This is a genomic window from Pseudomonas sp. Mb7, from assembly GCF_054790525.1.
Genome location: NZ_CP186501.1, coordinates 5,244,261 through 5,259,332, shown reverse-complemented (window position 1 = coordinate 5,259,332; position 15,072 = coordinate 5,244,261). Strand labels below are relative to the sequence as shown.

The 15,072-nt window shown below is 59.7% G+C and carries 14 protein-coding genes; 3 read left to right on the top strand and 11 right to left on the bottom strand.

What is annotated here, in order from left to right; genetic code table 11:
* Nucleotides 1-137: 137 nt before the first annotated feature.
* The 6 genes from ilvD to ACOYXH_RS23750 all read right to left on the bottom strand — a co-directional run bounded on the left by ilvD (nucleotide 138) and on the right by ACOYXH_RS23750 (nucleotide 7,866).
* A complete protein-coding gene (gene ilvD, locus ACOYXH_RS23775; RefSeq protein ID WP_095049439.1) occupies nucleotides 138-1,979 on the bottom strand; it encodes a dihydroxy-acid dehydratase in 1,842 nt (613 codons plus the stop codon).
* A gap of 257 nt (nucleotides 1,980-2,236) precedes the next feature.
* Complete coding sequence (locus ACOYXH_RS23770) at nucleotides 2,237-3,469, bottom strand: multidrug effflux MFS transporter (RefSeq protein WP_093429810.1); 1,233 nt, start codon at nucleotides 3,467-3,469, stop codon at nucleotides 2,237-2,239.
* Nucleotides 3,462-4,439 (bottom strand): diiron oxygenase, encoded by a 978-nt coding sequence (locus ACOYXH_RS23765; protein ID WP_095049440.1) that lies wholly within the window; start codon nucleotides 4,437-4,439, stop codon nucleotides 3,462-3,464. The genes ACOYXH_RS23770 and ACOYXH_RS23765 overlap by 8 nt, the downstream gene beginning before the upstream one ends.
* Complete coding sequence (locus tag ACOYXH_RS23760; protein ID WP_460067306.1) at nucleotides 4,436-5,509, bottom strand: SagB family peptide dehydrogenase; 1,074 nt, start codon at nucleotides 5,507-5,509, stop codon at nucleotides 4,436-4,438. Before ACOYXH_RS23760 ends, ACOYXH_RS23765 begins: the two co-directional genes overlap by 4 nt.
* Before the next feature lie 440 nt (nucleotides 5,510-5,949).
* Nucleotides 5,950-7,146: a class I SAM-dependent rRNA methyltransferase gene (locus ACOYXH_RS23755; RefSeq protein ID WP_093429813.1), complete on the bottom strand. Its 1,197-nt coding sequence runs from the start codon at nucleotides 7,144-7,146 to the stop codon at nucleotides 5,950-5,952.
* 180 nt (nucleotides 7,147-7,326) lie between these two features.
* Complete coding sequence (locus tag ACOYXH_RS23750; protein ID WP_095049442.1) at nucleotides 7,327-7,866, bottom strand: type 1 glutamine amidotransferase domain-containing protein; 540 nt, start codon at nucleotides 7,864-7,866, stop codon at nucleotides 7,327-7,329.
* Nucleotides 7,867-8,094: 228 nt separating this feature from the next.
* On the opposite strand from ACOYXH_RS23750, the gene ACOYXH_RS23745 reads away from it, so the two are divergent.
* From ACOYXH_RS23745 to ACOYXH_RS23735, 3 genes are all read left to right on the top strand, one after another.
* Nucleotides 8,095-8,907 (top strand): HDOD domain-containing protein, encoded by an 813-nt coding sequence (locus tag ACOYXH_RS23745; protein WP_220558898.1) that lies wholly within the window; start codon nucleotides 8,095-8,097, stop codon nucleotides 8,905-8,907.
* Nucleotides 8,908-8,919: 12 nt separating this feature from the next.
* Nucleotides 8,920-9,732: a bifunctional DNA-formamidopyrimidine glycosylase/DNA-(apurinic or apyrimidinic site) lyase gene (gene mutM, locus ACOYXH_RS23740; protein WP_095125836.1), complete on the top strand. Its 813-nt coding sequence runs from the start codon at nucleotides 8,920-8,922 to the stop codon at nucleotides 9,730-9,732.
* Nucleotides 9,733-9,801: 69 nt separating this feature from the next.
* The gene (locus ACOYXH_RS23735; RefSeq protein WP_460409979.1) at nucleotides 9,802-10,125 is read left to right on the top strand and encodes a multidrug transporter; all 324 of its coding nucleotides are present in this window, start codon (nucleotides 9,802-9,804) and stop codon (nucleotides 10,123-10,125) included.
* 135 nt (nucleotides 10,126-10,260) lie between these two features.
* Here ACOYXH_RS23735 and ACOYXH_RS23730 read toward each other — a convergent pair whose 3' ends face one another.
* The 5 genes from ACOYXH_RS23730 to ACOYXH_RS23710 all read right to left on the bottom strand — a co-directional run bounded on the left by ACOYXH_RS23730 (nucleotide 10,261) and on the right by ACOYXH_RS23710 (nucleotide 14,946).
* A complete protein-coding gene (locus ACOYXH_RS23730; RefSeq protein WP_003195146.1) occupies nucleotides 10,261-10,512 on the bottom strand; it encodes a YfhL family 4Fe-4S dicluster ferredoxin in 252 nt (83 codons plus the stop codon).
* 147 nt (nucleotides 10,513-10,659) lie between these two features.
* Complete coding sequence (gene coaD, locus ACOYXH_RS23725) at nucleotides 10,660-11,139, bottom strand: pantetheine-phosphate adenylyltransferase (protein ID WP_003229157.1); 480 nt, start codon at nucleotides 11,137-11,139, stop codon at nucleotides 10,660-10,662.
* Nucleotides 11,140-11,254: 115 nt separating this feature from the next.
* Nucleotides 11,255-12,850, bottom strand: coding sequence for a GMC family oxidoreductase (locus ACOYXH_RS23720; RefSeq protein ID WP_460409978.1), 1,596 nt, complete (start codon nucleotides 12,848-12,850; stop codon nucleotides 11,255-11,257).
* Between the two features lie 90 nt (nucleotides 12,851-12,940).
* A complete protein-coding gene (locus tag ACOYXH_RS23715; protein WP_460409977.1) occupies nucleotides 12,941-13,486 on the bottom strand; it encodes a twin-arginine translocation pathway signal protein in 546 nt (181 codons plus the stop codon).
* Between the two features lie 29 nt (nucleotides 13,487-13,515).
* Entirely contained in the window at nucleotides 13,516-14,946 is a 1,431-nt protein-coding gene (locus ACOYXH_RS23710) for a coniferyl aldehyde dehydrogenase (RefSeq protein WP_095125837.1), read from the bottom strand.
* Nucleotides 14,947-15,072 lie beyond the last annotated feature (126 nt).

Genomic DNA, 15,072 nt, shown 5'->3' with positions numbered 1-15,072 from the left:
CTGCGTGGGAATGCAGCCCGTGACGCTCCGCGTCACTGGACGCTCCGCGTCCCTTGAGACATTCCCACGCAGAGCGTGGGAACGATCAAAAAATGCCCCGCACTTGGCGGGGCATTTTTGTTGCCGCGATTTGACGCTTACAGCCCGTCGAGCATCGCTTTGTTACGCACAGCACCCTTGTCGGCACTGGTCGCCAGCAGGGCGTAGGCCTTGAGAGCGGTGGTCACTTTGCGTGGACGGATCTCGACCGGTTTCCAGCCTTTCTTGTCCTGCTCGGCGCGGCGTGCAGCCAGTTCTTCGTCGCTGACCAACAGGTTGATCGAGCGGTTCGGAATGTCGATCAGCACCTTGTCGCCGTCCTGTACCAGGCCGATCGCGCCGCCGGCTGCTGCTTCTGGCGAAGCGTGGCCGATGGACAGACCCGACGTGCCGCCGGAGAAACGACCGTCGGTGAGCAGTGCGCAGGCTTTGCCCAGGCCTTTGGATTTCAGGTACGACGTCGGGTAGAGCATTTCCTGCATGCCCGGGCCGCCTTTCGGGCCTTCGTAGCGAATGATGACGATGTCGCCAGCCTTCACTTCGTCAGCGAGGATGCCGCGTACGGCGCTGTCCTGGCTTTCAAAGATCTTCGCGTTGCCTTCGAAGACGTGGATCGACTCATCGACACCGGCAGTTTTCACCACACAGCCGTCGAGGGCGATGTTGCCGTACAGCACGGCCAGGCCACCTTCTTGCGAATAGGCGTGCTCGAAGCTGCGGATGCAGCCGTTCTCACGGTCGTCATCGAGGGTTTCCCAACGGGTCGACTGGCTGAACGCCGTCTGTGTCGGAATACCGGCAGGGCCGGCCTTGAAGAAGTGGTGCACGGCTTCATCGTCGGTCTGGGTGATGTCCCACTTGGCGATGGCTTCTTCCATGCTGCGGCTGTGCACAGTCGGCAGGTCGGTGTGCAGCAGACCACCACGGGCCAGCGAACCGAGGATGCTGAAGATACCGCCAGCGCGGTGCACGTCTTCCATGTGGTACTTCTGGATGTTCGGCGCCACTTTGCACAGTTGCGGAACGCTGCGCGAGAGACGGTCGATGTCGCGCAGGTCGAAATCGATCTCGGCTTCCTGAGCGGCAGCGAGCAAGTGCAGGATGGTATTGGTCGAACCGCCCATGGCGATGTCGAGCATCATCGCGTTCTCGAACGCCTTGAAGTTGGCGATGTTGCGCGGCAATACCGACTCATCGTTCTCGCCGTAGTAGCGTTTGCACAGCTCGACGATGGTGCGGCCGGCCTGCAGGAACAGTTGTTCGCGGTCGCTGTGGGTGGCGAGGGTCGAACCGTTGCCGGGCAATGCCAGACCCAGTGCTTCGGTCAGGCAGTTCATCGAGTTGGCGGTGAACATGCCGGAGCACGAACCGCAGGTCGGACAGGCGCTGCGCTCGTACTCAGCGACTTTCTCGTCAGAAGCGCTGGCGTCGGCGGCGATCACCATGGCATCGACAAGGTCGAGGCCGTGGGAAGCGAGTTTGGTCTTGCCGGCTTCCATCGGGCCGCCGGAAACGAAGATCACCGGAATGTTCAGGCGCAAGGCAGCCATCAGCATGCCCGGGGTGATCTTGTCGCAGTTGGAGATGCAGACGATGGCGTCGGCGCAGTGGGCGTTGACCATGTACTCGACGGAGTCGGCGATGATTTCGCGACTCGGCAGCGAATACAGCATGCCGTCGTGGCCCATGGCGATGCCGTCATCCACGGCGATGGTGTTGAATTCCTTGGCCACGCCACCGGCGCGTTCGATTTCACGGGCGACCAGTTGACCGAGGTCCTTCAGGTGCACGTGGCCCGGTACGAACTGGGTAAATGAGTTGGCAATGGCGATGATCGGCTTTTTGAAGTCGTCATCTTTCATCCCCGTGGCGCGCCACAGTGCGCGGGCACCGGCCATGTTGCGGCCGTGGGTGGATGTTTTCGAGCGGTAATCTGGCATGGAGCACTCCGGGCGGCTAATCAGGTATCAAAGGGGAGTGAGCTTCTATTGACGTCTGGAACACTCAGAAATGGCCGTGTGTCCGTGAAGTTGCCGATGACGTTGCGGGATCGCCGCTGGTCTCAGCCTGAGCTCATAAACCCGCCGGGGGATGAATGGCGATGAATCAGCCGATTCTACACCGCTGGCGTCTGGAGGGAATGGCGCAAAGCGTTGTTCCAGTGCAGACGGCGTGTATGGGATGACGACTGGCGGGTTTAATCACCGCCGGTCTGCGCCATGACGTTGCCTTCAAGGTTTTTCGCGCGACGGCTGAGCCGGTTGTTGAGCACCAGCGCGATCGCGCTCAGCAGGACAAAGCTGTAGCCCAGCGTCAATTGCAGATTGGCCGGACTGAGGCTGATCAATGCGCTGATCAGGCCGCCACAAATAAAGATGATCGTACTGCCCGCCGAGGCCGATGTGCCGGCGTTTTCAGGAAACAGGCCCATGGCCCGAGAGGTAGCGGCGGGGCGGGCAATGGTGGTGCCAGCGGTGCAGATCAGCATCGGGATCAACACCGTGGCCGGCGCCAACACATGATTGGCTGCCAGGTACAGCATTGCCAGTCCCGACAGCAGTATCAGGCTCAGCCCGGTGAAGATTTGCTGAACCGGCGTGATGCGTCGATTGAGTACCGCGGCGATGATCCCGCCGACAACATACGCCGCACCGTAAACCAGCAGGATCAGCGAAAAGTCGTAAGGCGCGAGTTGCAGTTGGTCCATGAAAATCAGCGGCGAAATCACGATGAACGAGAAGTGGCAGGCGAAGGCAAACGCCGAAATCAGCCAGTAGCCGACAAACTCGAAGTCGCCCAACACGCGTCGGTAGGATTGAAAGAAGCCGGTCGGCGAACCACCTGAGGCCGGACGGCTGCTCGGTAAAAACAGCCAGGCCTTGATCAGCACCATGGCGGACAGTGCGCAAAAGACCCAGAAGCTGCCGCGCCAACCAAGTGTCGCCTGGAGAAAAGTCCCGGCCAGCGGCGATACCGAAATGAATATCCCGGTCGCCGTGACCATCAGGATCCGTAACCGGTCGCGCTCTTCACCTTCGAACAGATCCTGCACCAGTGCCTGCGACAGCACGAAACATCCACAGCCCAAGGCCTGCATCACCCGAAATACCAGGAATAGCGTGTAATCGGAGGTCATCACGCAACCGAACGCACCCAGCATCGATACGCTCATGCCGGCGAGTAACAGGCCCTTGCGCCCGATCACGTCCGAGAGGGGGCCGATCAAGAGCTGGGCAAACGCGATCCCCACGGCGAACAGGCTGATGGACAGTGCGATGTCTGCCGGTGAACGGAGAAAGTGCGTCGCCATTGCCGGGAAGGAGGGCAGCAGCACGTCCAGTGGAAACACACCCAGCAGCACCATGGCCAGCAACAGGCTGACAGCGGCGCGGCGCTGCCTTGTGGTTGCCACGGATTGTCCTTTATCCATCGATCAGTCCTGCCTTGGCGAAAAGTTTCTGGTTATGGGGAAGTGCGAAAAAACCGGCCTTGCGTAGTGCGTCCAGCGTTGCGATGGCGCCTGATCGTGCACGGGCCCGGTTGGCTTGCACCGTTGCCATGCCGCCGACGATTTGTTTCACGTCACTGTCGGCGATGCCTGCCCCTCGCAGGCTCTGTTGCAGCCAACGTTCGTCGGCCTCGAAAAAAATCCCGATGATCTCCAGCAGTGTCCGGCTCACAAACGCACGCTGGCGGCTGTTCATCGACAGCCAGAAATAATGGAACACCTCGCTGAAGTAGCGGCTGTGGCGGGCTTCGTCAGTCAGGTGGTCGCGCAGCATGTCGTTGACGCTGGACACCAGGCTGTCGCGGCAGACGTCCAGCAGCTCGCGGGCAATGATGGTTTCCGAGACGAAGCCGAGCAGAAACCATGCCAGTGGCCGATTGTTTTCCGGGGTGCGGGCGATCAGTGCGTTGAGGCGGCTGATACGCTTCGGAATCGTCGGACGTCCGGTGAACCCGTAGAACGCGGCGATCTGTTCGGCGAGACGATTGGAGAACAGCGCGTGATAACCCTCGTCGGTGTAGAGCTGCAGCGCGGCGTGCTTCATCGGCAGAGGCACGTAAAGGGGCAGTTCCCGGTGCACGATGACTTCCACTGCACGATTGACGATGCGGTGTTCAAGCAAGGTGGTGTAATCGAGAAAATGCACCAGATGGTTGGCTGCCAGTCGATGCTGTACGTCGCACCCCGCCGCTTGGATGGCCGGATGTGCCAGATAAGGCAGAAATGCCGGCGGGAACCAGTGGCGGGTTTGCAGTTGCAGCGGCACATCGTCGGGCAATTGATAGTCATGGGTACTGCTGCGCACCGAGGCCCGGCTTTCCCAGTCTCCCAAGGTAAATTTGAGCGCCCAGGACACCGGCGCTTGATCAGGGTCGGCCATCGACAGGGTCATGCCTGTCCCTCGCGCAACAGCTCGCGCATTTCGTGGCACATCACTTGCCCGTCGCTTTGTCCACAGCCAACAAAGAACAGCGGTTGTTCAGCGCTGCCCTCGAGATTGAGCAGTGCTTCGACCTGCTGGTCGGCAAATGCGCCGGTCAGCCAGGTGTTGAGACCCAGTGCCGTGGCGACCAGTTGAAAGGTTTGCGACAAGTGGCCCGCTTCAACGAAGGCCATGCGATAGGCCCGCGAGTGTTCGTACTTCCACCAGAGCCGGTCAAAACGGGCGGTGATGAACAATCCCAGCGGCAGGTTGTTGATGAAGTGCTGACCGCCGAGCAATTGGCCCAGCGCTGGTTGAGGCAGCGGATTGATCCGGCTCAGGGTGTGGTCGGCCGGATGATAGGCATAGATGCCCGGTTCCAGGCCATCGACGTTCTGCACCAGGAGGAAGCCTTCGCAAGCGTTCAGGCCCCCCGCGGAAGGACTGCTTCGCCGTGCGCTTAGTCCTTGGGCGATGCTGTCGTCGCGATCATTGTCTCGTTCATGGAGATAACCGAGGGAAAGGTAAAGCAGGGTGCCGACGTCCTTCAGCGTTATCGCTGCACCTGTATAGGAACGGCAGGTTTTGCGCTGGAGCAGAACATTTCCCAAACTGTCGTTGTTCAAAGCGCACGGCGCAGGCAGGGCGATACGCTGTTCGGGTGCTGGCGTCGGGCGGTCTGTAGCAGGCTGTGGGGTGGCCAGTACTTCGTTGCAGTGCGCCAGATATTGCCTGGACCACTCGTGAATATTCTGTGGGGTATGTTCGCAGGGAATATTTTGTGTGCCGATGTGATAAATCTTCGACAGCTCATCCCAGCCCCATGGCGGATTGTCTATTTTTGAAACGGTAAGAATGTCTGCGCTCAATAGTTGTGTGTCTATTATGTTGTGCGCGTCGAACAGTTGAGGGTTGTTGATTAGTTGCGCAAGGCGAGTTGCATAGTTCAGGTCAAGCTCGTGTTGTGTATGGTTTTTGTAATTCCATACAACTTGTCCGGTCGGGCGCGGCAATATAAAAAAGTAAGGATTGATGTGCATATTAATCGTTTCACTCTGGAAGAAGTCAAAAGGACGCTGGGTTGCCGGCACTCCCCAGCGTCCTGACTTACTTAGCGGGCTTTAGGGGCAACCAGAAAAGCCAGGTTTGCGATTTTTTTACTTTCCAGAGAAATACTTTTCATGATGTGAACTCCTTGTTCATTGATAGTTGAAGTCACCTCGTGGTGACAACTTCATAATAGTTTGTAATGGATGATTGGCAAGGGGATATTAGGTAGGAAATTTCCAGTAATTTTGTCGGAGCAATCTTTAGCTGGAAATAAACTTGTAGGGTAAGTTTCAGTAATTAAAAGGCGTAAGGAAATGTCCTGCATGTCTGCGGGAATATAATTGTAGGAAGTCCAGGGAGATAGCGAAGGGAAGGGCGATGCCAGAAACCAAAACGGGGAGCCTGCTGGCTCCCCGTTATCCGCAAAAAATCAGCTGTTGGGCAGCAGGCGGCAGGTGATGCTCTTGATGTAGCGCGTTTCGGCGATGGCAGGGTGCACCGGGTGATCCGGACCCTGGCCGCCCCGCTCGAGCAACTGGATGTTGCGATCCAGGTGACGGGCGCTGGTCAGCAGGATGTTCTGCAGGTCATCTTCCGGCAGGTGCATCGAGCACGACGCGCTGACCAGGATGCCGTCCTTGTTGAGCAGGCGCATGGCTTGCTCGTTCAGGCGACGGTAGGCGCCTTCGCCGTTTTTCATGTCTTTCTTGCGTTTGATGAACGCTGGCGGGTCGGCCACGATCACGTCGAAGCGCTCTTCGCTGGCTTTCAGCTCTTTCAAGGCTTCGAAGACGTCGCCTTCGATGCAGGTCATCTTGTCGGCGAAACCGTTCAGCGCGGCATTGCGCTCAACGCCGTCGAGGGCGAAAGCCGAGGCGTCGACGCAGAACACTTCGCTGGCGCCGAACGCAGCAGCCTGCACGCCCCAGCCACCGATGTAGCTATAGAGGTCGAGGACGCGTTTGCCTTTGGCGTAAGGGGCCAGGCGTGCACGGTTCATGCGGTGGTCGTAGAACCAGCCGGTTTTCTGACCCTGAATGACCGGGGCTTCGAACTTCACGCCGTTCTCTTCCAGCGCCACCCACTCCGGCACCAGGCCGAACACGGTTTCGACGTAGCGGTTGAGGCCTTCGGCATCACGGGCTGCGGAGTCGTTCTTGAACAGGATGCCGCTTGGCTTGAGCACTTGGGTCAGGGCCGCGATCACGTCATCTTTGTGCGCTTCCATGGTCGCCGAGGCGATCTGCACCACAAGAATGTCACCGAAACGGTCAACGACCAGGCCTGGCAACAGGTCGGAGTCGCCGTAGACCAGACGGTAGAACGGTTTGTCGAACAGGCGCTCGCGCAGTGACAGGGCCACGTTCAGACGGTGCACCAGCAGCGATTTGTCCAGCGCAACTTTAATATCGCGCGACAGCAGGCGGGCGCAGATCAGGTTGTTCGGGCTCATCGCCACGATGCCCAACGGCTTGCCGCCAGCGGCTTCGAGGATGGCCTGGTCGCCGGCATTGAAGCCGTGCAGCGGGGTGGCGGCTACATCGATTTCGTTGCTGTAGACCCACAGGTGACCGGCGCGCAGGCGACGGTCGGCGTTGGCTTTGAGGCGCAAGCTAGGCAGGGACATGACGTCGCTCCGGAAAAAAGAGCGGGAGTATAGCGTGTTGCGACTTGTGCCGGGTTTGATGAGCGATGAAACGCTGATGGCCTCTTCGCGAGCAGGCCCGCTCCCACAGGGGATTTGTGACTGACACAAGATCAATGTGGGAGCGACGATTCGACTTGCTTGCGAAGGCAGTTGTGAATGCTACGCAGACAGTGCGTTGATCAACTCCTTGCTGAACGCCGGAATATCATCCGGCTGACGGCTGCTGATCAGGTGACCATCCTTGACCACTTCTTTATCGACCCAGTTGGCCCCGGCATTCACCAGGTCATCCTTGAGTGTCTTGTAGCTGGTCATGGTCTTGCCGTTGACCAGCCCGGCGGAAATCAGCAGCCATCCGCCATGGCAGATCACCGCAATCGGTTTGCCGGCAGAGGCGCCGGTCTTGACCAGATGCTGGGCATCCTGATCGATGCGGATGGTATCGGAGTTCTGCACGCCGCCCGGCAGGACGATCGCGTCGTACTGCTCGCTGCTGGCGCCCTGGAAGGTCTGGTCGACCTTGAAGTCATCCGCCGGTTTATCGTGGTTCCAGCCTCTGACCTTGCCGGCCTCGGCGGAAAGGATGTCGACTTGCGCGCCGGCTTGCTCCAGTGCCTGCTTGGGACCGGTCAGTTCGACCTGTTCGAAACCGTCTGTTACCAAAATGGCGACGCGTTTGCCGTTGAGGGAAGTGGCCATCGATAAGCTCCTGAGTCTGTGGGAGTTTGCCGCCGCAATGGGCCGGTGTGACCCGTTGGGCATTACAGATTCCGAAGCCTGGGCGTTAATGAAAGTTCCTGACAATTGCCCACTGGTGTGTCGTCTCGCGGTTTTTAGAGGTTAGAATCGCCGCCTGTCCCAGAGTGTGTACTTATGTCCCAAGAGCTGACCACCGAACAGATTCAACAATCGCTGCAAGGCATCAGCGTGCCGGCGCAACCGCAGATCATGGTGGATCTGCAAATGGAGCAGTACATGCCCGACCCGGACCTGGAGGTGATCGCCAAGCTGATCGCTCAGGATCCCGGTCTGTCCGGCTCGCTGCTGAAAATCGTCAACTCGCCGTATTACGGTCTGAGCAACAAGATCACCTCGATTCAACGCGCGGTGAATCTGTTGGGCAGCCGCTCGATCATCAACCTGATCAACGCGCAGTCGATCAAGGGCGAGATGAACGACGACACCATCGTCACCCTCAACCGTTTCTGGGACACTGCCCAGGATGTGGCCATGACCTGCCTGACGCTGGCCAAGCGTATCGGCACTCAGGCCGGCGATGAGGCGTATGCCTTGGGTCTGTTCCACGACTGTGGCGTGCCGCTGATGCTGCAGCGCTTTCCTAACTACATGTCGGTGCTGGAAACGGCCTACGCCAATGCCAGCGCCGAATGTCGTGTCGTCGACACCGAGAACAGCGAGTTCAACACCAACCACGCCGTGGTCGGTTACTACACCGCCAAGTCGTGGCGCCTGCCGGAACACGTCAGTGCGGCCATCGCCAATCACCACAACGCCCTGGCGATCTTCAGCGATGAATCGTCGCGCAACAGTCAGCTGAAAAACCTCCTGGCGATCCTGAAGATGGCCGAGCATATTTGTGCGTCATACCGCGTGCTGGGCAACCAGACCGAAGATTCCGAATGGAACGCCGTCGGCCCGCTGGTACTCGATTATGTAGGACTGTCGGATTACGACTTCGAAACTCTCAAACAAACAATCCGCGACCTCGGCGCGCATTGATCCGAGAACGCCATGCCTGAACTGCCAGAAGTCGAAACCACCCGTCGCGGGATTGCCCCGCACCTGGAAGGCCAACGTGTCAGTCGGGTGATCGTGCGTGACCGGCGGTTGCGCTGGCCGATCCCCGAAGACCTCGATGTGCGCCTGTCGGGGCAGCGCATTGTGCTGGTCGAGCGTCGCGCCAAGTATCTGCTGATCAACGCCGAAGTCGGCACGCTGATCAGCCACTTGGGCATGTCGGGTAATTTGCGTCTGGTTGAAGCCGGATTGCCGGCGCTTAAGCACGAACACGTCGATATCGAGCTGGAGTCGGGGCTGGCGCTGCGCTACACCGATCCGCGCCGGTTCGGCGCGATGTTGTGGAGCAACGACCCGCTCAATCATGAACTGCTGATTCGCTTGGGGCCTGAGCCACTGACCGATCTGTTCGATGGCGAGCGCTTGTTTCAGCTATCACGCGGGCGGTCGATGGCGGTCAAGCCGTTCATCATGGACAACGCAGTGGTGGTCGGGGTCGGCAATATCTACGCGACCGAAGCGCTGTTCGCCGCCGGGATCGATCCGCGCCGCGAGGCCGGAGGCATTTCCCGGGGGCGCTATCTGAAGCTGGCGATCGAGATCAAACGCATTCTGGCCGCTGCCATCGAGCGCGGAGGTACGACGCTGCGCGATTTCATTGGCGGCGACGGCCAACCGGGGTATTTCCAGCAGGAACTGTTTGTCTACGGCCGTGGCGGTGAACACTGCAAGGTCTGCGGTACCGGTTTGCGTGAGGTGAAGCTCGGCCAGCGTGCCAGTGTGTTCTGCCCGCGCTGCCAGACCTGAGGCAACAGGCTGAAAAAGTCCTACGGTCTATAGTGAGTGGTCTCACTGTTTAGCCCGAAGGATCGTGCCATGAAATCCTTGCAAACCCTCGTTATTACGCTGCTGCTGTGTTCCAGTCTGGCGGTTCAGGCCACGGAAAACGGCAGCGGCGATCCGCGTTACACCATCCAGAATCCACCGGCCTACGCGATGATCGGCGACTTGCTGATTGCCCGACCTTTATTGGTGGTGGCGACGGTGATCGGTGCGGGGGCGTTCGTCGTGTCGTTGCCGTTTACCGCGCTGGGTGGCGGGATTGGCGATGCCGGGCAGGCGTTGGTGGTCGATCCGGCGAAGGCCGCTTTTGTGCGGTGCCTGGGGTGTATCGGGGAGGGGTTTGAGCAGCGCGAGTGAGCTTTGAGCAGGATTCAGCTGTGTGGCTGATGACCCTTTCGCGAGCAGGCTCGCTCCCACAATTTGAAATGCATTCCAATGTGGGAGCGAGCCTGCTCGCGAAGAGGCCTGAGAGAGCGCTACAAATCCGGCGGATCAGGCCTTGCCGGTAATCTTGCGGTATTTCTCCATCAACTGTTCTTCAGTCTCCGGATGCGCCTCGTCCAGCGGAATGCAATCCACCGGGCAGACCTGCTGGCATTGTGGTTCGTCGTAGTGGCCGACGCACTGGGTGCACAGGTTCGGGTCGATCACGTAGATCTCTTCGCCTTGGGAGATGGCGGCGTTCGGGCACTCGGGTTCGCAGACGTCGCAGTTGATGCAATCGTCGGTGATGATCAGGGACATGCTAACTCCAGCCGGGGCGGCAGGCCCGGGCGCTATAAATCAATGCGCGCAATTGTGCCGCATTGGCGAGCGCAGTGCACGCGGCTGCGATCAAGGGCACGAGACTGCAATCTTTTAAAAGCAAAAGATCACAGCCTTCGGCAGCTCCTACTTCTTGAAGCGTAGGGTCAACGCATCAGCCACGGCCGGGTGGACGAACTTGCTGATATCGCCGCCCAGCGCGGCAATTTCCCGCACGAGCGTCGAGGAAATGAACGAATAACGCTCGGACGGCGTGAGAAACAGGCTCTCCACATCCGGGGCCAACTGACGGTTCATGTTGGCCAGCTGGAATTCGTATTCGAAGTCCGACACCGCACGCAGACCGCGCAGGAACACGTTGGCGTTCTGCTCTTTGGCGAAATGCGCCAGCAGTGTCGAGAAACCGACCACTTCCACGTTCGGCAGGTGTTTGGTGACTTCGCGAGCCAGTTCTACCCGTTGTTCCAGCGGGAACAGCGGGTTTTTCTTCGGGCTGGCAGCGACTGCAATAATCACGTGGTCGAACAGGCGCGAGGCGCGTTCGACCAGATCGCCATGGCCCTTGGTAATAGGGTCGAAGGTACCTGGGTACAACACTCGGTTCATCGCGTCGTCCTGGCGGGAGTCCGTTGGGGAGTCGGATGGTATCGCAGCCGTCCCGGTCGGCCAAGTCGCCTGTTGGGTAAGAAAGCACTATAGACGAGGCAATTAATTGGTTTTTTCACGGATTTCTCAGCCGATCGGCGAGGGAAGTCGCCAGTTGCGCGGTCAGGCCATACACCGATAGCTGCGGGTTGGCGCCGATGCTGGTAGGGAACAGCGAGCCGTCGTGAATCGACAGATTAGCCAGTTGATGATGCCGGCCGAGACTGTCGGTGACTGCGCTTTTCGGCTCTTCGCCCATCGCGCAACCGCCCATGACATGCGCGCTGCCCAGACGCGTGCGGTACAGCTCAAGGCTCAAACCATCGATCAGCGTGCGGGCCTCGGCCAGGGTTTTCACGTAACGGGCGTCGGCGTGCATCGGCATCACCGCATTTGCACCGCCGGCAAACTGGATTTCGGCCATGACGTGAAAGGCCCGGCGCAGGCCTTCCCAGGCGTAAGGTGAAACCTGATAGTCGAGCACCGGCGAACCATCGCCACGCAACGCGACGGTGCCGCCCGTGCTGTCCGGGTGAAAACCGTCACGCAGCAAGGCCAGCATGGCGTGGGTGTGCGGCAGGTCTGCCATATGTTGCGCGCTCTCTGCGCCAAAACCGCCGAGCAAGGTGGCAGCCAAGGCCGGGTGCAACGGCGGCACTTCGAGTTTGAAGGCCATCGGCCCGCTGGTGCCGTCCTTCCACTGGAAATGGTCGGAGTAGATCGACTGCGGTGCCCCGTAAAACGGGTTGATGACTTCGTCGAAGCGCGCTGCGGACATGTTCACCGGGTGCAGGAAGGTACGTTTTCCCAGGGTTTTATGTGGGTCCGCAGCATCCGAACGCAGCAGCAGCGCCGGGCTGTTGATGCCGCCGCCGGCCAGCACGTAATGCCGCGCCTTGACCGTGATTTTGCGTCCGGTCGGCGCGACGCAACGTTCGTCCATCGCCACGCATTGCAGGCCAGTGACCTTGTCGCCGTTGATCAGCAGCTTCTCCGCGCGGGCCAGATAAAGCAGTTCGCCGCCCATTTCCAATGTCGCCGGAATGGTCGTGACCATCATCGATTGTTTGGCATTGGTTGGACAGCCCATGCCGCAATAGCCGAGGTTCCAGCAGCCGCGCACGTTACGTGGGATCACGTGCCAGCTATAGCCCAGTTGCTCGCAGCCTTTACGGATCACGTCGTTGTTGGCGTTGGGTGGCACCATCCACGGGGCGACGCCGAGGCGCTGCTCCATTTTCTCGAACCACGGCGCCATCTCGGCAGGGCTGTGACCTTTGACGTTGTGTTCCTTGGCCCAGTGCTCGAGGGTCGGCTCCGGGGTGCGAAAGCTCGAGGTCCAGTTGATCAGCGTTGTGCCGCCGACAGCGCGGCCCTGAAGAATGGTGATCGCGCCGTCCTTGCTCATGCGCCCGATGCCTTCCTGATAAAGGCTGCTGTAGGCCTTGTCTTCGAGCATTTTGAAGTCGGAGCTGGTTTTCAGCGGGCCTTCTTCGATCAGCAGCACTTTGTAGCCGGCGGCGCTGAGGATTTCTGCCGTGGTGCCGCCACCGGCGCCGCTGCCGATGATAGCGACGTCGGCTTCAAGGGTGAGGTCGTCGGTCAGTTGTGCGCCGTTGTAGGTTTTCCAGCCTCGGGCGAGGCCTTCGCGGAACGGGTCGGGTACGGGCATCGATCAGGTTCTCTTTATTATTTTTGGATGCGGCGGTGTGGCGGCCGCCCCCTGTGGGAGCGAGCCTGCTCGCGAAGGGAGGACACGGTTTCAGACGCTAGGCGGCCCTGGATAACCGCAATGCGCCCACGACTCCGCGCGGGTATACCAGGCCATCATCACCATCTGCTGCAACGAGCTATGCCCCATGCGCAGCAGGCTTAACGAGCTGTTCTCCCAACGATCAAGAAAATGCCGCATCGCTTCGGGACTGGCATTTTCCCAACTGCCCCAGATCCCGGTGAGTGGCCCGCGCGTCACCGCCATGCCGAGGACGTCGAACAGTTGCCGGGTGAGCTTGAGCATTTCTGGCGACAGGTGATCGAGGCTGTAGTCCAGCGACTTGAGCGTGCCATCAACCGCGCTCGGCATCCTCTCGGCTGCCACGGCGCCGTCGAGCATCACCGGAATCAGCGCGCGCAGAAACAGCAGGTCGCCGTCACGCAACGACACAAAACCGTTCGCCGCGACGCTCGATGAACAGCCACTGAGGCTGGCGCCGAGTCCGGCGGTGGCGAGAAACGCCGTGGCGCCGAGGCTGAATTTCAGCAGGCTACGGCGCGACAGTGCAGGTGTTTCGGTCAGGCTTGGGTGCATTGTTTTTATTACCCGGCGGTGACGAAGGTTTAGCGAATGAACAGCTTCTGGATCAGTTTCTGAATCGATTTGCCGTAGGGCGGATAAATTAGCCTGGCCGCGTTGAAGCGCTGTTTAATCAACACGCCTTTGGCTTTGCTGAAGGTCAGGAAGCCTTCGTGACCGTGGTAGTGGCCCATGCCCGAAGCGCCGATGCCACCGAACGGCATATCGTCCTGAGCCACATGCAGCAACGTGTCGTTCAGGCACACGCCGCCGGAATGGGTTTCGTGCAGCACCCGGTTCTGTTCGCGTTTGTCGTAGCCAAAGTAGTAAAGAGCCAGAGGACGTGGCCGCTGATTGATGTAAGCAAATGCCTGCTCCAGGTCCTGATACGGCACGATCGGCAGCAGCGGGCCGAAGATTTCGTCCTGCATCACCGTCATCTCATCGCTGACATTCAGCAGCACACTGTGCGGCATGCGTCGGCCCTGGCCCTGCTCGAACAGCGGAATCAACAGCGCGCCCTTGCTGGTGGCGTCGCTTACATAGCCGTTGAGCCGCGCCAGTTGGCGTTCGTTGATGATCGCCGTGTAGTCCGGATTGTCGGTGAGTGTCGGGTAAAAACCCTGCACCGCCTGGCGATAGGCTTCGACAAAAGCACCGACCCGGTCTTCCGGCACCAGCACGTAATCCGGGGCAACGCAGGTCTGGCCGGCGTTGAGGGTTTTGCCGAAGGCGATGCGCTCGGCGGCATCCTTGAGCGGTACGTCGCGGGAGACGATGGCCGGCGATTTGCCGCCCAGTTCCAGTGTCACCGGGGTGAGGTTTTCGGCGGCGGCGCGCATCACGTGTTTGCCGATGCTGGTGGCGCCGGTGAACAGCAAGTGATCGAAGCGCAAACGGGAAAACGCCACGCCGATGTCGGCTTCACCGAGCACCACGCAGACCAGGTCTTCGGGGAAAATTCGCGCCAGCAACTCTTTCATCAGCAAGCCGGTGGCGGGGGTTGATTCACTGAGTTTGAGCATCACCCGGTTACCCGCCGCCAAGGCGCCGACCAGTGGGCCGACGGCCAGATACAACGGGTAGTTCCACGGCACGATGACGCCGACCACGCCCAATGGTTGATAGACCACTTTCGCCGAGGCCGGCTGGAACGCCACACCAACCTTGCGCCGCGAGGCTTTCATCCAGCCCTTGAGGTGGCGGCTGGCGTAATGAATGCCGTGCAGGCTCGGCATCAGTTCGGCGAGTAAGGTTTCGTCGGCACTGCGATGGCTGAAATCGGAGCTGATCGCCTCGATCAAGGCCTTACGCTCGTTGCTGAGCAAATCACTCAGGGCCTTGAGCCATTGCTGGCGCTGGGCGGCGGGCGGCATCGGAGTGGCGGCATACGCAGCCCGCTGCGCCTCGAACAACCGGTCCAGTTCGGCCAGCGGTTGTTGCAGCGTTTGCAGGTAAGCAACGTCGGCAGTCATGGTCTGCTCCGGATTTATTGTAGTAATGAACTTTTTAGAGTCTATGCTCTAGAAAGTCAAATGACTTCCTTGCACGGCAGTGTTTTATCCATTTCCGGTTAGGTCGTAAGATGCTCCCCAACGCAC